Annotated in this window: 17 protein-coding genes; 11 read left to right on the top strand and 6 right to left on the bottom strand. The window is 62.9% G+C overall.

Annotation, left to right across the window (positions count from 1 at the left end; all coding sequences use genetic code 11):
• From glk to BMX62_RS01345, 3 genes are all read left to right on the top strand, one after another.
• Positions 1–999 carry a glucokinase gene (gene glk / locus BMX62_RS01355; RefSeq protein WP_090202878.1) on the top strand — a complete coding sequence of 333 codons (999 nt, stop codon included), beginning with the start codon at positions 1–3 and terminating at the stop codon, positions 997–999.
• Between the two features lie 124 nt (positions 1000–1123).
• Positions 1124–1723, top strand: coding sequence for a class I SAM-dependent methyltransferase (locus tag BMX62_RS01350; RefSeq protein WP_090202876.1), 600 nt, complete (start codon positions 1124–1126; stop codon positions 1721–1723).
• 9 nt (positions 1724–1732) lie between these two features.
• Complete coding sequence (locus BMX62_RS01345) at positions 1733–2542, top strand: symmetrical bis(5'-nucleosyl)-tetraphosphatase (protein ID WP_090202874.1); 810 nt, start codon at positions 1733–1735, stop codon at positions 2540–2542.
• On the opposite strand, the gene BMX62_RS01340 is transcribed toward BMX62_RS01345, so the two are convergent.
• Both BMX62_RS01340 and BMX62_RS01335 read right to left on the bottom strand, forming a co-directional pair.
• The gene (locus BMX62_RS01340) at positions 2539–2955 is read right to left on the bottom strand and encodes a CBS domain-containing protein (protein ID WP_090202871.1); all 417 of its coding nucleotides are present in this window, start codon (positions 2953–2955) and stop codon (positions 2539–2541) included. The genes BMX62_RS01345 and BMX62_RS01340 overlap by 4 nt on opposite strands.
• A gap of 140 nt (positions 2956–3095) precedes the next feature.
• Positions 3096–3818, bottom strand: coding sequence for a lysophospholipid acyltransferase family protein (locus tag BMX62_RS01335; protein ID WP_238375797.1), 723 nt, complete (start codon positions 3816–3818; stop codon positions 3096–3098).
• Positions 3819–4147: 329 nt separating this feature from the next.
• On the opposite strand from BMX62_RS01335, the gene BMX62_RS01330 reads away from it, so the two are divergent.
• The 7 genes from BMX62_RS01330 to BMX62_RS01300 all read left to right on the top strand — a co-directional run bounded on the left by BMX62_RS01330 (position 4148) and on the right by BMX62_RS01300 (position 17162).
• On the top strand, positions 4148–7738 hold the full coding sequence (locus BMX62_RS01330; protein WP_090202868.1) for a helicase-related protein: 3591 nt from the start codon (positions 4148–4150) through the stop codon (positions 7736–7738).
• Positions 7739–7809: 71 nt separating this feature from the next.
• Positions 7810–10716: a DUF1156 domain-containing protein gene (locus BMX62_RS01325; RefSeq protein ID WP_238375801.1), complete on the top strand. Its 2907-nt coding sequence runs from the start codon at positions 7810–7812 to the stop codon at positions 10714–10716.
• A 40-nt stretch (positions 10717–10756) separates the two neighbouring features.
• Positions 10757–13621 carry an ATP-binding protein gene (locus BMX62_RS01320; protein ID WP_090202860.1) on the top strand — a complete coding sequence of 955 codons (2865 nt, stop codon included), beginning with the start codon at positions 10757–10759 and terminating at the stop codon, positions 13619–13621.
• Positions 13622–13818: 197 nt separating this feature from the next.
• Complete coding sequence (locus tag BMX62_RS01315) at positions 13819–15021, top strand: class I SAM-dependent rRNA methyltransferase (RefSeq protein ID WP_090202857.1); 1203 nt, start codon at positions 13819–13821, stop codon at positions 15019–15021.
• Positions 15022–15041: 20 nt separating this feature from the next.
• Positions 15042–15839, top strand: coding sequence for a prolipoprotein diacylglyceryl transferase (gene lgt / locus BMX62_RS01310; protein WP_090202854.1), 798 nt, complete (start codon positions 15042–15044; stop codon positions 15837–15839).
• Positions 15832–16665 (top strand): thymidylate synthase, encoded by an 834-nt coding sequence (locus tag BMX62_RS01305; protein ID WP_090202851.1) that lies wholly within the window; start codon positions 15832–15834, stop codon positions 16663–16665. The genes lgt and BMX62_RS01305 overlap by 8 nt, the downstream gene beginning before the upstream one ends.
• Positions 16662–17162: a dihydrofolate reductase gene (locus tag BMX62_RS01300; RefSeq protein ID WP_090202847.1), complete on the top strand. Its 501-nt coding sequence runs from the start codon at positions 16662–16664 to the stop codon at positions 17160–17162. Before BMX62_RS01305 ends, BMX62_RS01300 begins: the two co-directional genes overlap by 4 nt.
• Positions 17163–17166: 4 nt before the next feature.
• On the opposite strand, the gene znuB is transcribed toward BMX62_RS01300, so the two are convergent.
• Both znuB and znuC read right to left on the bottom strand, forming a co-directional pair.
• Positions 17167–17979: a zinc ABC transporter permease subunit ZnuB gene (znuB, locus tag BMX62_RS01295; protein ID WP_090202843.1), complete on the bottom strand. Its 813-nt coding sequence runs from the start codon at positions 17977–17979 to the stop codon at positions 17167–17169.
• The gene (gene znuC / locus BMX62_RS01290) at positions 17972–18820 is read right to left on the bottom strand and encodes a zinc ABC transporter ATP-binding protein ZnuC (protein ID WP_090202840.1); all 849 of its coding nucleotides are present in this window, start codon (positions 18818–18820) and stop codon (positions 17972–17974) included. Before znuC ends, znuB begins: the two co-directional genes overlap by 8 nt.
• Before the next feature lie 97 nt (positions 18821–18917).
• On the opposite strand from znuC, the gene znuA reads away from it, so the two are divergent.
• Positions 18918–19892, top strand: coding sequence for a zinc ABC transporter substrate-binding protein ZnuA (gene znuA / locus BMX62_RS01285; protein ID WP_090202837.1), 975 nt, complete (start codon positions 18918–18920; stop codon positions 19890–19892).
• Between the two features lie 13 nt (positions 19893–19905).
• Here znuA and BMX62_RS01280 read toward each other — a convergent pair whose 3' ends face one another.
• A complete protein-coding gene (locus tag BMX62_RS01280) occupies positions 19906–20265 on the bottom strand; it encodes a diacylglycerol kinase (protein ID WP_090202834.1) in 360 nt (119 codons plus the stop codon).
• Complete coding sequence (gene gcvPB, locus BMX62_RS01275) at positions 20265–21719, bottom strand: aminomethyl-transferring glycine dehydrogenase subunit GcvPB (protein WP_090202831.1); 1455 nt, start codon at positions 21717–21719, stop codon at positions 20265–20267. Before gcvPB ends, BMX62_RS01280 begins: the two co-directional genes overlap by 1 nt.
• Between the last annotated feature and the right edge of the window lie 28 nt (positions 21720–21747).

Below are 21747 nucleotides of genomic sequence, written 5' to 3'. Positions count from 1 at the left end.
ATGGACATACTGGCAGGCGATATTGGCGGCACCAAGACCTTGCTCATGCGGGCCAAAGTGATACAAGGCCAGCTGGTCCAGAGGGACATTCAACACTATATCAGTGCCGATTATCCCCACCTGGCCCCCATGGTGCAGGCATTTCTGGCCCAGACCGGTGGGGGCACGCCGGTGGCGGCCACCTTCGCCCTGGCCGGCCCCGTCACCCGAAGGGGAGATCAGCAACAGGCCCGCCTCACCAATCTGCCCTGGCATCTGGACTCCCGGCAACTGGCTCAGGATCTGGGACTGGCCCGGGTGGTCCTGATCAATGACTTTGAGGGCATTGCCCACAGTCTGGAAGATCTGCCCGCCGACAGTCTGCATACCCTGCAACAGGGCAACCGGGAACCCGCCGGGGTGCGTCTGGTGGTGGGGGCCGGCACTGGCCTGGGCGTGTGCATGGTCTGTCCGGGCCACCCCCCACAACTGATCCCTACAGAAGCGGGCCACAGCACCCTGGCCCCAGGGGATGCCCGCCAGTCCCGTCTATGGGCCAGCATCACCCAGCAGGAAGGGCGCTGCAGCCGGGAGCACCTGCTCAGTGGCCGGGGCATCGCCCGGATTGCCCGCTTTCTTCTTGAAGAAAGCCCCCAGACACCGGACAAGACCATCAGCGACATCATGGCTCAACCGGACCCGGCCCCTGAACTCACCCGACTTGCCCTCACCGGCAGTCATCCCCTGGCGGTGGATGCCCTGGCCCTGTTCTGTGACCTCTACGGCGGCCAGACCGGTGATCTGGCCCTGGGTTGCCTGCCTTTTGGCGGGATCTATATTGCCGGCGGCATTGCCCCGCGCATCCTGCCCCTGCTGGATGGCGGCGGGTTCATCACCGCCTTTGGTCACAAACCGCCCATGAGCCACCTGCTGGCACAGATGCCGGTTCAGGTCATCACCGACCCCCAGGCGGGCCTGCTGGGCGCCGCCCGTCTGGCAGCGTCCCTGGGCATGCCATAAATCCGACCTGGGTCAAGCCCGTAAGCCCCTACTTTAGACAGGGGCTTGACCACTGACTACAATTGTGAGCGCAGATCAATCATCCTGCACACTCCATCCATCACCATAACCACGGGCTAACCTCATGCGCATCGCTTACACCCTCTGGGCACCCATTTATGATCGACTGATTGAAAAACCTTCAGCCGGCGTCAGACAACGCAGCCTGGAACGTCTGGGCAACGTAGACGGTCAATCCGTCTTGCTGGTGGGGGTGGGCACCGGACTGGATTTTCCCTTCCTGCCCCAGGGCGCTCATTACACCGGCGTAGACCTGACCCCGGCCATGCTCAAAAAAGCCACGGAGCGTGCCCAATCCCTGAATCTGGATATCGAACTCCATGAAGGCAACGCCCTGGCCCTGCCTTATGAAGACGGTCAATTCGACGTGGTGGTCATGCACAATGTCCTGGCGGTGGTCCCCAACTCGGCCAAGGCACTGACGGAAGCCACCCGGGTGCTCAAACCCGGTGGCCGGATTCTGATTCTGGACAAGTTCCTCAAACCTGGCGAAAGTGCACCCTTCCGCCGTCTGCTGGGCCTGGTCTCCCAGTTTTTGGCCACCCGTACCGATGTGGTATTCGAGAACCTGATGAAAAAGCGTACCGACCTGAAGATGCTGGAGGACAGCCCGGCCATGCTGCGAGGCTGGTTCCGGCATATCCTGCTGGAAAAGAAGGGCTGATCCGGCATCATGGCCCTGTATGCCGTTGGCGACCTGCAGGGCTGTCTTGAGCCGCTGCAACGACTCCTGGACCGGGTACACTTCGACCCGGCCCAGGACCGGCTGTGGCTGGTGGGAGATCTGGTGAACCGGGGACCGGACTCCCTGGGCTGTCTGCGGTTCGTGCATTCCCTGGGGGCAGCGGCGGTAACGGTGCTGGGCAACCACGACCTGCACCTGCTGGCCCTCCATGCCGGGGTACACAAACCCCGGCGCCGGGATACGATTCAGCCGATCCTCGACAGCCCGGATCGGGAACCACTCATGCACTGGCTGCGGCAGCAGCCGATCCTGCACCATGATGCAGCAGCCGGCTGGACCCTGGTCCATGCGGGCCTGCCGCCTCAATGGGATCTGGCCACGGCCCTGGCCTGCGCCGAGGAACTGCACCAGAAGCTACGAGGCCCCGACTATCGCACCCTGCTGCAGCGGATGTACGGCGATCAGCCCAAACGCTGGGATCCGGCCCTCTCCGGCTGGTCCCGCCTGCGCTTTATCACCAACTGTTTCACCCGGCTGCGCTACTGCACCCATGACGGCACCCTGGACATGGACCACAAAGGGCCGCCGGGCACCCAGCCCCCCGGCCTGCTGCCCTGGTTTCAGGTACCGGGCCGAGCCAGCGCAGACCTCAAACTGGTGGTAGGGCACTGGTCCGCCATCGGCCATCGTTACGAACATCAGGTCCTCACCCTGGACACCGGCTGTGTCTGGGGGGGACGGATGACCCTGGCCCGTCTGGACCGTCCCACACCGGAGATCATCCAGCAGACCTGTTAGCCGTCCTTGGTGTCCGGAAGATGGGTGTCTTCGGTCATCGCCAGCACTTCGCCGACGATATCATTCATGGTCACCAGCCCCACCAGGTTGCCGCCCTCCAGGACCACCACCCGATGGGCAGACTGGGCAATCATCATGGCAGCCACATACTTCACATCCATCATCTGCGGCACAATCAGGGCTGGCTTGGTGCACACGTCGTAAACATTCAGCAGATCGATGTCGCCTTCCTCAGACACAATCGTGCGCAAAATGGTTGTATAGGTCAGGATGCCATAGGCATCGTGATTGTCGCGGCGATCCACCACCAGCGACTTCACCTTATGAAGCCGCATTTTGGCCATGGCTTCCCGCAACGTGGCCAGTGGCGAGATGCTAATGACCTCGGTCTGCATGATGTCTTTGACTAGCATGCCATCTCCAGAAACAAAACAAGTTATCGCGCCCGAGCCCAGGCACGTTTTCGCGGCCAGTGTAGCGGCGCCATGCAAATCCCTGCAAGGGGATGTATCCCCGCTTGGGGCGTGAGCGCCGCCATGCACAGGCCGGTTTTTTATGGCTTTGAAGTTGGCGGCGGCAGGCTGTTCTGGAATGCCTCCCTGACCACCTCTTCGGTTGCCCTGGACACACTGCGCCGATCCCTGCCCTCCACAGGGATCGGCGGCAGGAAGCTGAGAACCACATCGACCCTGGGCATGGTCAGCAGGCTCAGGGCATGGGTAAGAAAATTCTGGTTATCCACAAAGGGGGCGGCATGATCTGCCGGGGGCAGGTAGCGGATGGACACCGGCTGTACCGGACACCCGGCGCTCTGGGCCGCCTGGAACAGCCGGGGATGAAACCGGCGCACCTCCGTACCTGGAGTGGTCATACCCTCGGGAAACACATGCACCGAATGGCCATCCCTCAGATGCCCGGCCATCTGATCGGACACCTGGGAGGCAGCGCCGGTGGCGCCACGGCGAATGAACACGGTGCCATTACGCCCGGACAGCCAGCCGATCAGCGGCCAGCGGCGCACCTCCGACTTGGACAGGAAACCCACCGGGGCATAGGCCCCCAGCACCGGGACATCCAGCCAGGAGATATGATTGGAAACCGACAGCACCGGCCCGGCGGAGGGTTGACCGCGTACATGGATACGCACACCGAAAAGCCGACAGAATATCCGGTACCACCACTGAAGCACCCGCCGGAATCGCTGATCCGGCATCCCGGCCTGGTTGGGTCGCCCCAGCAGCAGGGTCAGGATCACGGCCAGAAGCAGGTGAATCATCAAGGGAATCAGCCTGTAGGTACATCTGAAAATTTTCATCATTATCATCAACCTGCGGACCTGAGAGTTGAAACACGGCAACGGCGTAGGCCGCAATCTGTATGGCTGCTTGACTGTGGCGTACATTATTGATGACTCTCAATGCAAGGCTTGCGCCCCGATTGAGGAAACATTGCAATAATGGCATAAAGCTTCTGTGACCCATTCCCGATTTGCTCTCCCCCAAGGAGCCTGCCGCACATGGATCGTTTCCCCCCCGATTACCCCCACTGGAACCAGCCGCCAGATCGACCAGCCACGAACCGGATCAGCCCGTGGGAGAGGTTGCCATGCTGAAGCTCGAAGACGTCAGGAAAGACGCCCAGGTGCGCGGCATCCGGCATGACGAGATCGTCCGCATCGTCAGCGTGGAGCCGGTGGGCACGGATGCCCTCACCGTCATCTACCGGGACAGTCAGGGACAACTGCACGATCGGATGCTGTTTCGCGGCGACGAGGTCAACCTGTCCCTGGCCCAGGCCGGGCGGCCCTGGGCGCTGGATGCCCCCGGCGAGGACTTCAAGCTGGCCCTGGAAGCCTACCGCATCAGCCAGGCCGCCCTGTTTGATCCCATGATGGCCGTGCACACCTCCAATGTGGAGCCGCTGCCCCACCAGATTGCCGCCGTCTATGAGGCCATGCTGCCCCGGCAGCCGCTGCGCTTCGTGCTGGCCGATGACCCCGGTGCCGGGAAAACCATCATGGCCGGCCTGCTGATCCGGGAACTGCTGCTGCGGGCCGATGCCCGGCGCATCCTGATCGTGTCGCCGGGTGGCCTGACGGAACAATGGCAGGAAGAACTGCTGGAAAAATTCGGGGTGCAGTTCGAAATCTTCAGCCGGGAAAAACAGGAACAATGCGCCTCCGGCAACTACTTCGACCAGCAGGATCTGCTCATCTGCCGCCTGGATCAGCTCTCCCGTAACAAGGCACTGCAGGAAAAGCTGGCCACCACCGAATGGGACCTGATCATCGTCGATGAGGCCCACAAGCTGTCGGCCAACTACTACGGCAACAAGGTCAACAAGACCGAGCGTTTCAAGCTGGGGGAACTGCTGGGTTCCCTCAGCCGCCATTTCCTGCTGATGACGGCCACCCCCCACAACGGCAAGGAAGAGGATTTTCAGATCTGGCTGTCATTGCTGGATGGCGACCGCTTCTACGGCAAGTTCCGCGAAGGCGCCCACAAGGTGGATGTCTCCGACATGATGCGCCGCATGGTCAAGGAAGAACTGCTCAAGTTCGACGGCACCCCCCTGTTTCCCGAGCGGCGTGCCTATACCGCCAACTATGACCTGTCGGACCTGGAAGCCGCCCTCTATACCGATGTGACCGAGTATGTGCGCCATGAAATGAACCGGGCCGATGCCCTGTCCGGCAAGCGCAAGGGCACCGTGGGCTTTGCCCTCACCCAGTTGCAGCGGCGCCTGGCCTCCAGCCCCGAGGCCATCTACCAGTCCCTCAGACGCCGCCGCCGCAAGCTGGAAGACAAGCTTGAGGAGATGCGGCTGATGGCCCGTGGTCAGGCGGTCCGGGAGGATGGCATTGCCTCTGGCCTGGGCACCTACCTGGTCCCCAGGCAGATCGAACTGCCGGACAACCTGGACGAACTGGACGAGGAACTGAACGCCGAGGAATACGAGCGTTACGCCGATCAGGTAGTGGATCAAGCCACGGCCGCCGAGACCGTCGCCGAACTGGAGGCGGAAATCTTCAGCCTGCGGGCGCTGGAGCAACAGGCCATGGCACTGGTGCAGTCCGGCAAGGACCGCAAATGGGAAGAACTCTCCCATCTGTTGCAGGACAGCCCGGAGATGTACACCGCCACCGGCAGTCGCCGCAAGCTGATCATCTTCACCGAGCACCGTGACACCCTCAACTACCTGCTGGACCGCATCCGCAACCTGCTGGGCCGCCCGGAATCGGTGATCACCATCCATGGCGGCACCAACCGGGACGACCGGCGCAAGGCCCAGGAGCAGTTCCGCCACAACCCCGATGTGCTGGTTCTGGTGGCCACCGATGCCGCGGGTGAAGGCGTCAACCTGCAGAACGCCAACCTGATGGTCAACTACGACCTGCCCTGGAACCCGAACCGGCTGGAACAGCGCTTTGGGCGCATTCACCGCATCGGTCAGACCGAGGTCTGCCATCTGTGGAACCTGGTGGCCAACGAGACCCGGGAAGGGGCGGTGTTCCAGAAACTGTTCGACAAGCTGGAAGTGGAAAAGACCGCCCTCGGCGGCAAGGTGTTCGACATCCTGGGGGAAGCCTTTGAAAACATCTCCCTCAAGGCACTGCTGGTGGAAGCCATTCGCTACGGCGAATCCCCCGAGGTCAAGGCGCGCCTGGAACAGGTGATCGAAGGTGCCCTGGACACCGAACACCTGCGGGAGATCATCCGCCGTCACGCCCTGGTGGAACAGCACATGGACCTGGAGGCGTTGTACGCCGTCAAGGAAGAGATGGAGAAGGCCGAGGCCCGCAAGCTGCAGCCCTATTTCATCCGGGCCTTTTTCGTCCAGGCCTTTGAGCACCTGCAGGGAGAACTCCGCCCCCGGGAGGCGGGCCGCCATGAAATCCGCCACGTCCCGGCGTCCATTCGGGAGCGGGATCGGGTCATCAGCGAAAGCCGTGCCCCGGTCCTGAAGAAATACGAACGGATCTGTTTCGAGAAGGACCGGGTGCGGCTTCCCGGCAAGCCCATGGCCGATCTGATCCACCCCCTGCATCCGCTCATGCACGCCATCACGGACCTGGTGCTCTCGGCCCACCGCGCCAGGCTCAAGCAGGGCGCCATACTGCTGGACCCCAACGACGACGGCACCGAACCCTGGATGCTGTTCATGCTGGATCATGCCGTCCGGGAAGAACAGGGTACGGGTGGGCGCCCGCCACGGGTGGTGTCCCGGCGTCTGCAATTCGTGGCCATCGACGCTCAGGGGCAGGGCGGTCATGCCGGTTGGGCGCCCCATCTGGATCTGGAACCCCTCGACGACGACGCGCTTGCCCTGGTAAAGGATCTGCGCCAGGCGCCCTGGCTCACTCAGGATCTGGAAGCCCTGGCCCTGAACCACGCGGTGCAGGCCCTGGTGCCCGACCATTACCAGGAAGTGAAGTCCCGACGCCAGCGGCAGGCCGACAAGGTGCTGGATGCCGTCAACGAGCGTCTGGTGAAGGAAATCAATTACTGGTCGGATCGCTATATCAAGCTCACCGACGACATGAAGGCCGGCAAACAACCGCGCCTGCAGCCGGAAATGGCCCGGCGACGGGTGGATGAACTGACCGAGCGGCTCAACCAGCGTCGCCGGGAACTGGAGGCGATGAAACAGGTGGTCTCCAGTCCACCGGTGGTGATTGGCGGTGCCCTGGTCATCCCTCGGGGTCTGCTGGCGGAACGCAAGGGAGAGACTTCATTCACGGTGGATGCCCAGGCCCGCGCCCGGGTCGAGCGCATCGCCATGCAGGCCGTCATGGATGCCGAGCGAGCCATGGGGCATCAGGTATTTGATGTTTCGGCGCAGAAATGCGGCTGGGATATCACCGCCCGGCCCCCGGTTCAGCCCGATGGCTCCCTGCCGCCGGACCGACACATCGAAGTGAAGGGACGCGCCAAGGGGCAGACCACGGTGACCGTCTCCCGCAACGAGATCCTCTACGGCCTGAACCAGACGGAGAAGTTCTGGCTGGCCATCGTCCTCGTGGAGGGCGAGACCTGGGAAGGACCGTTCTATGTCCACCAGCCGTTCACCCAGGCACCCGACTGGGCGGTGTCCAGCATGAACCTGGATCTGGAGCAACTGCTGGCCAGGGCCGTGGAAGGCACGCTGAGCGAATGGGCCTCGGCGGCGGATGAGGACGCCTACCGTGATCTTTAAATGCCGCTTACCCTCACAATAAAGGATAGAACTTCTTGCACCCTGTCAAATCTCCCAAAAAACTGATCGAAGTGGCCTTGCCGCTGGATGACATCAATGCCGCGGCAGCCAGGGAAAAGTCCATCCGCCATGGCCACCCCAGCACCTTGCATCTGTGGTGGGCGCGGCGCCCCCTGGCGGCGGCCCGGGCGGTGCTGTTCGCTCAACTGGTGAACGATCCCGGCTATCAGCGGGAACTGGGCTACGGGGTGAACAAGCAGGAAGCCGAGATCAAGCGAGAAAAGCTGTTTCAGATCATCCGCGACCTGGTGCAATGGGAGAACACCAACAACGAGGAAGTCCTTGGCCGTGCCCGGGAGGCCATCCGGGAAAGCTGGCGGGAAACCTGCCACCTGAACCGCCACCACCCCCAGGCGGCGGAACTGTTCAACCCGGATCAATTACCCGCATTCCATGATCCATTTGCTGGAGGAGGGGCGATACCCCTGGAGGCCCAGCGCCTGGGGCTGGAAAGCTACGCCTCGGACCTGAATCCGGTGGCGGTGATGATCAACAAGGCCATGATCGAGATTCCGCCCAGGTTCGCCGGGCAAAGGCCGGTGGGGCCGGAGCCCGAAGGGGAGAAGCAGCAGAGCTTCGAGCAGGATTGGCCTGGGGCCACGGGACTTGCCGAGGATGTGCGCCGCTATGGGTATTGGATGCGGGAGGAAGCCTTCAAGCGCATTGGCCATCTGTATCCCAAAGTGAAGATCACGCCCGAGATGGTGGCCGAGCGGCCTGATCTGAAAGCCTATCTCGGTGAGGAACTGACGGTGATTGCCTGGTTGTGGGCAAGGACGGTGAAGAGTCCAAATCCGGCGTTCAGTCATGTGGATGTGCCGTTGGTGTCCAGTTTTGTGCTGTCCAGCAAGAAGGGCAAGGAAGCCTATGTGCAGCCGGTGGTGGATGGGGATCGGTATGTATTCGGTATCAGAGTGGGTACACTGCCAGACGATGCTAAACAGGGTACAAAATTGGGTCGTGGTGCCAATTTTAATTGCCTTTTTTCAAACACTCCTATTCAGCCGAAATACATTTATGAACAAGCCCAGGCTGGAAATCTGGGGCAGAGGCTGATGGCCATTGTTGCTGAGGGAAAATCGGGACGTGTTTATCTATCGCCTGATATCCGACATGAGGACACAGCTAATCAAGCACAGCCTGAATGGAAACCCACAGCACTGATGCCAGAGAATCCCCGATGGTTCTCTCCACCCATGTATGGCATGAAAAGTTACGGCGACCTTTTCACCCCCCGCCAACTGGTAGCCCTCACCACCTTCTCCGATCTGGTGCAGGAAGCCAGGGAAAAGGCCATTGCCGACTATCGTGCGGCAAACCCCAATCCCTCCACTCGACGCGGGGTGGGTTTGGATGAAGGCAGTCTCGATCCCGATGATATGCCACTGGCCCAAGGTGGATCGGGGGCGACAGCGTATGGGGATGCGGTGGCTGTTTATCTCGGACTTGCAAACGATAAGTTGAGTGATTACAACAGTACGCTTGTTGCTTGGAGTCCGACTAGAGATCAGTTAAAAACTACTTTCGGTAGGCAAGCACTCCCGATGGTTTGGGATTTTTCAGAAACAAATTTATTCGCTAGTGCGGCTGGCGATATTGAGGTTTCTGTTAGAGGTATTATTAGGGCGCTGAATAATGTTCCTTGTGGGTCTTTCTCAAAAGTTATTCAATTTGATGCTCAAACACAAGAAATTAGCCAAGGAAAAGTTGTTTCTACGGATCCGCCTTACTATGACAATATAGGTTATGCCGACCTTTCGGATTTTTTCTATGTCTGGATGCGCCGATCTTTGCGTCGTATCTATCCTGATTTGTTTGGCACCATGGCTGTACCCAAGGAACAGGAACTGGTGGCCACACCCTATCGCCATGGTAGCAAGGAAAAGGCCGAAACCTTCTTCATGAAAGGCATGACACAAGCCATTCATAAATTGGCGACGCAGGCCCATCCGGCCTTTCCGGTCACCATTTATTACGCTTTCAAGCAATCGGAAACCAAGGAAGGCAGCACCACCAGCACGGGGTGGGTGACGTTTCTGGAAGCCGTGATTCAGGCCGGCTTTTCTATCGACGGTACTTGGCCGATGCGAACAGAAAGGGAGGTCAGAACAATTGGTTTAGGCACCAACGCCTTGGCCTCCTCCATCGTCCTCGTCTGCCGCAAACGCCTCCCCAACGCCGGCACCATCTCCCGCCGCGACTTCCAGCGCCAGTTGCGGGAAGAAATGCCCGAAGCCCTGGAAACCATGATCGGCGGCGAGACCGGCCAGACCCCCATTGCCCCGGTGGACCTGGCCCAGGCCGCCATCGGTCCCGGCATGGCCATCTACTCCCGCCACGAGGCGGTGCTGAACCAGGACGGCTCGCCCATGGGCGTCCACGATGCCCTGATCCTCATCAACCGGGCCATCACCGACTACCTCAGCCCCGACTCCGGCAACTTCGACGCCGACACCCAGTTCTGCGCCGGCTGGTTCGATCAATATGGCTGGAACACCGGCCCCTTTGGTGAGGCCGACACCCTGGCCAGGGCCAAGGGCACCAGTGTGGACGGGGTGCGGGAAGCCAACGTGATCGAATCCGGAGGCGGCAAGGTCAGTCTATTGAAATGGGGCGAATATGCCGCCGACTGGGACCCCCTCACCGACAAGCGGACCCCCATCTGGGAAGCCTGTCACCAGATGATCCGCCGCCTGCAGCAGGACGGCGAAACCGCCGCCGGCCTCTTGCTGGCCCGGATGCCGGAAAAGGGGGAGCCCATCCGCCAGTTGGCCTATCACCTGTACACCCTCTGCGAGCGCAAGAAATGGGCCGAGGAAGCCCGTTCCTATAACGAACTCATCGCCTCCTGGAGCGCCATCGTGGCGGCTTCCCATGACGTGGGGCATGTGGGCACGCAGGCCGGTCTGGAATTTTGATCCGGGAAAGACACGCTGGACATCACCAAGGAATCGAGACATGAGTTTGAAACCCTGGAAAGAGATCGCCCGCCCCCATAAAGATGTGCTGGAAGGCACTTTCAAACAGTCCGAGTTTGCGGCGGATATCTCCCAGGTGGCCGGCGGTACGGCACCGGAGGAATACCAGGACGCGGAGAAGTTCTTCGCCCGCACCTACATCACCGAGGGTATGCGCCTGTTGCTGATTTCCGTGGCCCAGCGTCTGGCCGGAAAGGGCGGCGATCCGGTGATCCAGTTGCAAACCGCCTTTGGTGGCGGCAAGACCCACACCATGCTGGCGGTGTACCACCTGGCGGCCCGGCAAACCGCCACCGACAAGCTGATGGGGGTGCCGCCGATACTGGATGAGGCCGGCATCCATGAATTGCCCCAGGCTCGGGTGGCGGTCATCGACGGCATCAAGCTGTCTCCCAGTCAGGCGACGCCTCGGGATGGCCGACGGGTGAATACCCTGTGGGGAGAACTGGCCTGGCAACTGCTCGGCGAAGCGGGCTACGAGCGCGTGGCCCAAAGCGACGAAAGCGGGGTCTCACCGGGCAAGGAAGTGCTCAGGCAACTGCTGGAGCAGGCGGCCCCCTGCGTGATCCTGATCGACGAGCTGCTGGCCTTCATCCGCCAGTTGGCGCCGGGCAAGTCCTATCTGGCCGGCACCTATGACAGCAATCTCAGCTTCATCCAGGGGCTGACCGAAGCCCTGAAGGCGGTGCCCAATGCCATCCTGCTGGCCTCCCTGCCCGAATCGGAACTGGAAGTGGGGGGTACCCAGGGGCAGCAGGTACTCAGCGCCCTGGAGAAGTATTTTGCCCGGGTGGAATCAGTGTGGAAGCCGGTGGCCACGGAAGAGGCGTTCGAGATCGTCCGCCGCCGCCTGTTCGACTGCTCCGGCACCCGGGCGGAAGTGGAAGGCATCAGCCGCCAGTTTTCGGACTTCTATCGGCAGCATGCCACCAAGTTTCCCGTGGAAACCCAGTCCAATGAGTATTTCGAGCGCCTGTGTCGTTCCTATCCGATCCACCCGGAGATTTTCGACCGGCTGTACGAAGATTGGTCCACCCTGGAGAAATTTCAGCGTACCCGGGGTGTGCTGCAGTACATGGCCATCGTCATTCATCGCCTGTGGCTCTCGGAAAACCGGGATGCCCTGATCATGCCCGGTTCCCTGCCCCTGGAGGACAGCACCGTGCGCCACAAGAGCATCCATTATCTGCCTCAGGGCTGGGAACCGGTGATCGAGCGGGAGGTGGATGGGCCACGGTCCACCGCACTGGACCTGGATCGGGAAAAGACCCTGTTCGGCAGCGTTCAGGCCGCCCGCCGCACGGCCCGTACCCTGTTTCTGGGTAGCGCGCCTTCCAGCAATGCCCAAAATGTCAGGGGTATCCAGCAGGAACGCCTTCTCCTGGGGACCGTGCAGCCGGGACAGTCCATCGGCATTTTCGAGGATGCCCTCAAACACCTGCGGGACCGGTTGCATTATCTCTATGGGGAGCAGGACCGGTTCTGGTTTGATACCAAGCCAAACCTGCGGCGGGAAATGGAGAGCCGCAAGCAGCGGATCCAGAACCAGGATGTGCTGATTTCCCTGCTCAAGGACCGTATCCAGCGGCTGATGGGGCGCAGTCACCACTTCGCCGGGATTCATGTGTTCACCCCTTCCGGGGATGTGCCGGATGACTATGGTATCGGCCCTCGGCTGGTGATCTTGCCCACCCAGGCGGGCTATAGCCGGACCGAGCGCCATGAGGCCGGCAAGGTGGCGGAAGAGATCCTGCGCCAACGGGGTGACCAGCCCCGCCAGAAGCAGAACCGGCTGATCTTTCTGGCGCCGGATGCGGATGTGGTCAGTCGCCTCAAGGAGCAGGGCCGGATCTATCTGGCCTGGCGGTCCATTGTCGAGGACATTGAAAACGGCACCCTGAATCAGGATTTGGCCCATCTGCGTCAGGCCAAGCAGAACCGGGATGCTGCCGAGGCCGCGCTGACCCAGATGATTCGTGAGGCTTACAAGTGGCTGATGGCACCGCTGGAAGAATTTGAGCGGGGCAAGCCGGTACTGAAGTGGGAAGTGGTACAGATTGCCACCACCACCAAGAACCTGGTGGACACCATCGAGCAGCGACTGCGGGAAGAGGAGTGGGTGATTTTTGAGTGGTCACCGATCTTCCTGCGCAACGTGCTGGGGCAGTGGTACTTCAAGGAGGGAGTCACCGACGTCAGTGCGCTGAAGGTCTGGCAGGATTGCTGCCACTACCTGTACCTGCCGCGCTTGTTGAATGACCAGGTTTTCAAGGACGCCCTGAATCAGGGGCTGGCCTCGGAAGATTATTTTGGCCATGCCGCCGGCAGGGAAGGGGATCGGTATCTGGGCTTCGTGTTTGCCCGCAATCATGGGGCCAGCATCGACACGGAATCCCTGCTGATCGAGCGGGAGGCGGCCCGGGCCTATCGTGACCGTCTGGAGGCGGAAAAACGTGCGGACGAGCAGATCAATAAGCCTGTTGAACCGGTTCCCGACACCACCGGCGGCCCGACGGGTGAGGGTAAAACCGGATCTGGCTCGGGTACCTCTGGTGGTGGCGTCACAGAGGTACCGCCGCCAGTGCCTGGGAACACTACCCCCTCCGCCACGGTAAAGAAACAGTTCTACGGCACCGTGGACCTGGACCCCATCAGGGCCAAGATGGATTTTGCCACGTTGGTGGATGAGATCGTGGAGAAGTTCACCTTGTGTTCGGGGGTGAAGGTGAAAATCTCGGTGGAGATCGAAGCCCAGGCACCGGAGGGGTTCGATGAAAAGCTGCAGCGGGATATCCGGGAGAATTGCAACGTGATGAAGTTCAAGGGGGCGGAGTTTGAGCAGTAAAAAGTGCAAAACCGACAAAAGCCTCGCCATCGCCCATGGGCTGGAGGTGTGTATATTGAGCCGGAGTCTGTGTCTACATGCTCGGGGCGGAAAAAGACGGTCAAGGATGCGCCCTTCGAAGAAGGGGCTTGGCTAAGGGGTGAACAAGCAAGGGCACGCCCAGATCGGTCTATAATAGGCGTTTTGCCGGAGCCCCCATGGAAACCCTCGACTACGTCCCCCTGCGCCTGAAGAAAAACGAAGAACGGCGCCTGCTGGCCGGCCACGCCTGGATCTTCAGCAATGAAGTGGACGTGGAGGCCACCCCCATCCGCTCCCTGGAACCGGGCCAGCCGGTGACCCTCCAGGACAGCCGGGGGCGCACCCTGGGCACGGGCTACGCCAACCCCAATTCCCTCATCTGTGCCCGCCTGGTGACCCGGGACGCGGATCACCCCTTCGGCCCCTCCCTGCTGGTCCACCGCCTCAAGGTGGCCCTGTCCCTGCGGGAGCGTCTGTTCGAGGAACCCTTCTACCGACTGGTTCACGGCGAGAGCGACGGTCTGCCGGGTCTGGTGGTGGACCGCTACGGCGACGTGCTGGTGGCCCAGATCACCACCGCCGGCATGGAACGCCTGCGGGATGCCCTGCTGAGCGCCTTCGAGAAGGTGCTGCGCCCGAGCGCCGTGCTCTGGCGCAACGACAGCCCGGTGCGTAGCCTGGAAGGGCTGGATCTTTATGTGCAGCCGGCCACCGGCCCCATCCCGGAGACCGTGGAGATCACCGAAAACGGCGCCCGCTTCCAGGTCCCCCTGCTGGCGGGCCAGAAGACCGGCTGGTTCTATGACCAACGGGACAACCGGGCCTGGCTGCGGCGCCTCTCCACCGGGGCCCGGGTGCTGGACCTGTTCAGTTACGCGGGGGGCTGGGGCATCCAGGCAGCCATGCACGGGGCAGAACAGGTCACCTGCGTGGATGCCTCCGCCGATGCCGTCGCCCAGGTGGAAGCCAATGCCCGCCTGAACCGGGTGGATGACCGGGTGCAGGCCCTGGCGGGAGACGCCTTCGAGGTGCTGCGCCGACTGCGGGAGGAACGGGCCCGTTTCGATCTGATCATCGTCGACCCGCCGGCCTTCATCAAACGCCGCAAGGACCTCAAGGAAGGGACCGCCGCCTACCGGCGCATCAACCAGATGGCCCTGCAGGTCCTGGCCCGGGACGGCTTTCTCATCGCCTGTTCCTGCTCCCAGCACATGGCGGCCGATGCCCTGGAAAAACAGATTCATGCCGCCGCCCGCCACGTGGACCGACAGATGCAGATCCTGTCCCGCGGCGGTCAGGCCAGTGATCACCCCATCCATCCGGCCATGCCGGAGACGGCCTATCTCAAGGCGATCCTCTGTCGCTGTATCGGACAATAACCACAGGTTAGAATCCACCGATGACGCCTACACATCCCTTCATCGATCCCGTGGCCCTGAGCCTGGGTCCCCTGCAGATCCACTGGTACGGCCTCATGTACCTGCTGGGCTTTGCCGCCTTCTGGGCCCTGGGCTGGCTGCGGGCCGGCCAGCCCTGGAGCCCCCTGAACCGGGAGCAGGTTTCCGACCTGCTCTTCTACGGCGTCATCGGCGTGATCGTGGGGGGGCGACTGGGTTATGTCCTGTTCTACAACCTAGACGCCCTGGCCGGTGATCCACTGATGCTCATCCGGCTCTGGGAAGGGGGCATGAGCTTCCACGGCGGTCTGATCGGGGTGCTGGTCACCTGCTGGCTCTATGCCCGCAAGCTGGGTTGCGGCTTTTTGCAACTCACCGACTTCGTCGCCCCCCTCATCCCCATCGGCCTGGGGGCCGGACGCATCGGCAACTGGATCAACGGCGAACTCTGGGGCAAACCCACGGACCTGCCCTGGGGCATGATCTTCCCGGCCGCGGACCTGCTGCCCCGTCACCCCACCCAGCTCTACCAGGCGGCCCTGGAAGGGCTGGCCCTGTTCCTGATCCTGTGGTTCTTCTCCCGGCGCTGGCGACCGGTGGGGGCGGTGTCCGGCCTGTTCCTGATGGGTTACGGGGTGTTCCGCTTCCTGGTGGAATTCTGGCGCCTGCCCGACGCCCACATCGGTTATCTGGCCTTCGGCTGGCTCACCCTGGGTCAACTCCTCACCCTGCCCATGATCCTGGCCGGCGTCATCCTGCTGGCCTGGGCCCGACGGCGGGAGAAGGCACGTCATGCATAGTTATCTTCAGCTCCTGCAACAACTGCTGGAACAGGGCACGGAGAAATCCGACCGCACCGGTACCGGCACCCGTTCCCTGTTCGGTCACCAGATGCGCTTCGACCTGGCCCAGGGGTTTCCTCTGGTGACCACCAAGAAGCTGCATCTCAAGTCCATCATCCACGAACTGCTCTGGTTCCTCAAAGGTGACACCTCCACCGCCTATCTGCAGGCCAACGGGGTGCGCATCTGGGATGAATGGGCCACGGCGGACGGCGATCTGGGGCCGGTCTATGGTCGGCAATGGCGGTCCTGGCCCCTGCCCGGCGGCGGTCACGTGGATCAGATCAGCCAGGTGGTGGAACAGATCCGCACCCGGCCCGACTCCCGGCGCCTGATCGTCAGTGCCTGGAACGTGGCGGACCTGCCGGACGAAAGCGTCTCCCCCCAGGACAATGTCCGCGCCGGACGCATGGCCCTGGCACCCTGCCATTGTCTGTTCCAGTTTTATGTGGCCGACGGGCGACTGTCCTGCCAGCTCTATCAGCGCAGCGCCGATATCTTTCTGGGGGTGCCCTTCAACATGGCCTCCTACGCCCTGCTCACCCTCATGGTGGCCCAGGTCACGGACCTGGAACCGGGGGAGTTCATCCATACCTTCGGTGACGTGCATCTGTATCTGAACCACCTGGATCAGGCCCGTGAGCAGCTGGCCCGCGAACCCTATCCCCTGCCCCGGATGGTGCTCAATCCGGCGGTGAAATCCCTGTTCGACTTCCGTTACGAGGACTTCACCCTGCTGGATTACCAGGCCCATCCCCACATCAAGGCCCCGGTGTCCGTATGACCGATTCCCAACCGCTGCTCACCGCCGTGGTCGCCATGGACCGCAACCGGCTCATCGGCGCCGACAACCGCCTGCCCTGGCACCTGCCGGCGGATCTTGCCCATTTCAAGCGTCTGACCATGGGCGGCTGCATGCTCATGGGGCGCAAGACCTTCGAGTCCATTGGTCGCCCGCTGCCGGGCCGACGCAGTCTGATCATGACCCGAGACCCGGATTTCCAGGCCCCCGGCTGCACGGTGGTCCACGACCTGGACCAGGCCCTGGCGGCCGCCGGGGCGGTGGAGGAGATCTTCGTCATCGGCGGGGCGGACCTGTTCCGGCATCTTTTGCCGTTGTGCCGGCGGATGCACCTGACGGTGATCGAGCATGCCTTCGAGGGAGACACCTTCCTGCCCCAGCTCAACGAGACCTGGCAGGAAGTGGCCCGGGAAGCCCATGATGCCGATGACAAAAACCCCTATCCCTACACCTTCCTGACCCTGGAGCGCCGCCTCTAGCCGGCTAGGACGGCGTACGGAGCCGACGCAGCAGGGCAGCCCCCGGCAGACTGAAGATCACGGCAAACAGCAATGCCGCCGCCACCACGATGGAAGGTCCGGCGGGGGTATCCCAGGTCAGGGACCCCCACAAACCGCCGGCCACGGCCAGACAGCCGATCAGGGCCGCGAACAGGGCCATCCGCTCCGGCGTGGACGACAACCGCCGGGCCGCCGCCGCCGGAATGATCATCAACGAGGTGATCAGCAAAATGCCCACCACCTTCATGGCCACGGCAATGACCAGGGCCATGAGCAGCATGAAACCCATGCTCACCAGGGTCACCCTCACCCCCTCCACCCGGGCCAGATCCTCATGCACCGTGATCGCCAGCAGGGGTCGCCACAGGGCCGCCAGCATCCCCAGGGCCAGCACGCCACCGAGGAAGATCCATATCAGGTCCTCATGGGACACCGCCAGGATGTCGCCGAACAGGTAGGCCATCAGATCAATCCGGACCCCTTCCAGAAAGGCCACCGCCACCAATCCCAGGGACAGACTGCTGTGGGCCAGGATGCCCAGCAGGGTGTCCGTGGCCAGCCGTCGCTGCCGCTGCAGCAACATGAGCACCAGGGCCAGGGTTACACAGAGGATGACCACGGTCAGATTCACGTTCAGACCGATGAGAAAACCCAGGGCGACTCCCAACAGGGCGGAATGGGCCAGGGTATCGCCGAAATAGGCCATCCGGCGCCAGACCACGAAGGAACCCAGCGGCCCCGCCACCAGGGCCACGGCCATGCCGCCGAGCAAGGCCCGGACAATGAAATCATCCATGGTGCCGATGGGCCTCCGACCCGGGGCAGCCGCGCCCGGGCGGCCCTTCCCCCTCAAACGCCACCACGTCGCCGTGCAGATCATGGCGGTGATCGTGATGATGGGTGTACAGGACCATGCCCGCCGGCATGGTCTTGCCGAACAGTTTGAGATAGGCGGGATCGCGGCTCACCACGTCCGGCTGGCCGGTACAGCACACATGCTGATTCAGGCAGATCACCGAATCGGCGGCGGCCATGACCAGGTGCAACTCGTGGGACACCATCAGCACCCCGCAGCCGTAGCGGTCGCGCAGGCGGGCGATGAGCTGGAACACCTCCCCCTGCCCGGCCACGTCAACCCCCTGGGCGGGCTCATCCAGCACCAGGAGATGGGGTTCCCGCAGCAGGGCGCGGGCCAGCAGGATGCGCTGCATTTCCCCACCGGACACCGACTGCACAGGCTGCTCCAGCAGATGGGCGCAGCCCACTTCCGCCAGCACCCGGGCCAGCCGGTCCTTGGGAAAACGCCCCCCCAGCCCAAGGAAGCGACGCACGGTGATGGGCAGGATCTCATCCACCTGGATGCGCTGGGGCATGTAGCCGATACGCAGCCCCGGCCGGCGCAGGACCTGGCCGCCGGTGGGTGAGAGCAGCCCCAGCAACACCTTGAGCAAGGTGGTCTTGCCGGCGCCGTTGGGACCGATGAGGGTGACGATCCGGCCGGCTTCCACCGCCATGTCCACCCCGTCCAGAATGCGCCGCCCCCCCGCCACCAGACCCACCTGCCGCGCCGCCACCAGGGCGCCGCGAGCCGGCACGGCATCATCACGGGATCGGATCAGACGGGACAGAGGGAACATGGCAACCGGACTCGGCGCAGAGAAAGGATGGAAGTGTTTTCCGGGAAGATTGTTATAGTATTACATAACCCACATCAACCATGGAGTCCATTCACCCATGCGCAGCCGCCGATTGCTTGCGGGCCTCACGGCCCTGGTACTGGTCATGCTCCTGCCGACGGTGTTGCAGGCAGCCCCTCGGGTCGTGGTCAGCATACCCCCGATCCACAATCTGGTCAGCGGGATCATGGAAGGCGTGGCAGAGCCGGTGCTGCTGGTGCCCGGCGGGGCCTCTCCCCATGACTACGCCCTGCGTCCTTCGGACATGCGGCATCTGCAGTCGGCCCAGGTGGTGATCTGGGTGGGCCGCGACCTGGAAGGTTTTCTGGAGCGGCCTCTGGCCAGACTGCCGGAATCCGTGACAAAAGTCACCCTGCTCAAGGACGCCGACCTGGTGCGTCATGAACTACGGGAGGGAGGCATCTGGGATCGCCATGACCACGGCCACGGTCATGACCACAACCATGGTCATAGCCATAGTCACAGTCACAGCCATGGTCACGATCATCACCATGACGTGGACAGCCATGTCTGGTTATCGCCCGAGAACGCGGCCCGTATCGTCCGCCATGTGGCCGACGTCCTGGCCGACAAGGACCCCGACCATGCTGACCGCTACGGGGAAAACCGGGATCGCATCCTGGCCCGCCTGGAGACCCTGGATGCCACGCTTCAGGCCCGGCTGGAGCCGGTGCAGGGACACCCCTTCATCGTGTTCCACGATGCCTATCAGTACTTTGAAAGACACTACGGTCTGACCCCGGCGGGTTCGGTGACGGTGGATCCCGCCCGCCCGGCGGGTGCGCGCCGGATCCAGGAGATCCGTCAGCGGATTCAGGATTCCGATGCCATCTGCGTCTTCAGCGAACCCCAGTTCCGGCCGGCCATCGTGGAAACCCTGATCGACGGCACCGGGGCACGCACCGGCGTGCTGGATCCGCTGGGCGCGGACCTGCCGGCGGGCGTGGAAAGCTATTTCCAGCTGCTGGAAAACCTGGGGCAGAGCCTGGTGGACTGCCTGAGTCAACCATAAGGCGTTGTCGACCTTAAATCAGCACCAGCAACCACACGACAACGGCGTGGAGGATGGACAGCAGGACCGCCGCCGACCCCATGTCCTTGGCCCGGGCTGAAAGATCATGGTAATCCCGACCGATGCGGTCGATGGCCGCCTCGATCCCGGAATTGAGCAGTTCCACGATGAGGATCAGGAACAGGCTGCCGATCAGCAAGGCCCGCTCCACGCCGTTGTCCCCCAGCCACAGGGCCAGGGGCACCAGGACGATCATCGCCAGCAACTCCTGACGAAAGGCGGCCTCGTGGCGGAAGGTGCTGCGCAGCCCCTTCCAGGAATATCCGGCCGCCTTGATGATCCGGGTCAGGCCCCGGTTGCCGCTGTAGGCCATCAGCCGGCCTCGGGTTGCCAGGCCACGTCCAGTTCCCTGGCGGCCCGCACCTCGTCAAAACGCCGGTTGGGCTGGGTATGGGGGGCACCCTTCACCGTCTCTGGCTCGGATGCGGCTTCTTCCAGGATCTTCGCCATGGCCTCCACGTAGGCGTCCAGGGTCTCCTTGCTTTCGGTCTCGGTGGGCTCGATCAACAGGCACTCGGGCACCAGCAGGGGGAAATAAGTGGTGGGCGCATGGAAGCCGTAGTCCAGCAGACGCTTGGCCACGTCCATGGCGGTCACGCCCTGCGCCTTGGCCTGACGTCGCAGGGTGACGATGAACTCGTGGGTGGCACGACGTTCCGGGAAGGCCAGGTCATAGCCCAGGGACCGCAAACGGGCCATCACGTAGTTGGCGTTCAGGGTGGAGTAGTCCGCCACCCTGGGCATGCCCTCCCGACCCAGCAGACGCATGTAGACATAGGCCCGCAGCAGCACCCCGGCATTGCCGGCGAAGGCGGACAGGCGGCCGATGCTCTGGGGCAGGTCCCGCTCCGTGAGCCAGCGATAGCGATCCCCTTCCCGGCCCACCACCGGGATGGGCAGGAAGGGCTTGAGCCGCTCGCTCACACCCACCGCGCCGGCGCCGGGACCCCCGCCCCCATGGGGGGTGGAGAAGGTCTTGTGCAGGTTCATGTGGATGACGTCAAAACCCATGTCGCCGGGACGCACCTTGCCCAGAATGGCGTTCAGGTTGGCGCCGTCGTAGTACAGCAGGCCACCGGCGTCATGGACCACCTGGGCAATCTCGTGAATACGGCGCTCGAACACCCCCAGGGTGGACGGGTTGGTGAGCATGATCCCCGCGGTGGCAGGCCCCACGGCGGCCTTGAGGGCCTCCATGTCCACGTCGCCGGAGGCGTCGGTGGGGATCTCGCGCACGGCGTAGCCGCACATGGTGGCGGTGGCCGGGTTGGTGCCGTGGGCGGCGTCGGGGACCAGGATCTCGGTACGACCTTCATCCCCGCGGGCCTTGTGATAGGCGTGGATCATGGCCACTCCGGCGAACTCGCCCTGGGCCCCGGCCATGGGGGTCAGGGACACGGCCTGCATGCCGGTGACGTCCTTGAGCATCTCCTGCAGTTCGAACATGCAGGACAAAAAGCCCTGACTCACCGACTCGGGGGCGTGAGGATGGCGACGCAGGAAGCCCGGCAGCATGGCCAGGCTGTTGCACACCCTGGGGTTGTACTTCATGGTGCAGGACCCCAGGGGATAGAAATGGGTGTCGATGGAGAAGTTCTTCTGGGACAGGCGGGTGTAGTGACGCACCACGTCCAGTTCGGACACCTCCGGCAGCGGCGCCGGACGACGGCGCCGGAAGCGCTCGGGCAGCGCGGCGACATCGGCGCGACCGGCCGGGGCCTGGCTGGGGGTCCGGCGACCGGGACGGGAACGTTCAAAGATCAGCATTGCCTGGCTCCTGCAACCCCTCTCCTCC

Source organism: Ectothiorhodospira magna, assembly GCF_900110965.1.
GTDB lineage: Bacteria > Pseudomonadota > Gammaproteobacteria > Ectothiorhodospirales > Ectothiorhodospiraceae > Ectothiorhodospira > Ectothiorhodospira magna.
The sequence above is the reverse complement of the archived record's forward strand: the minus strand, read 5'-3'. Positions and strand labels throughout refer to the sequence as shown.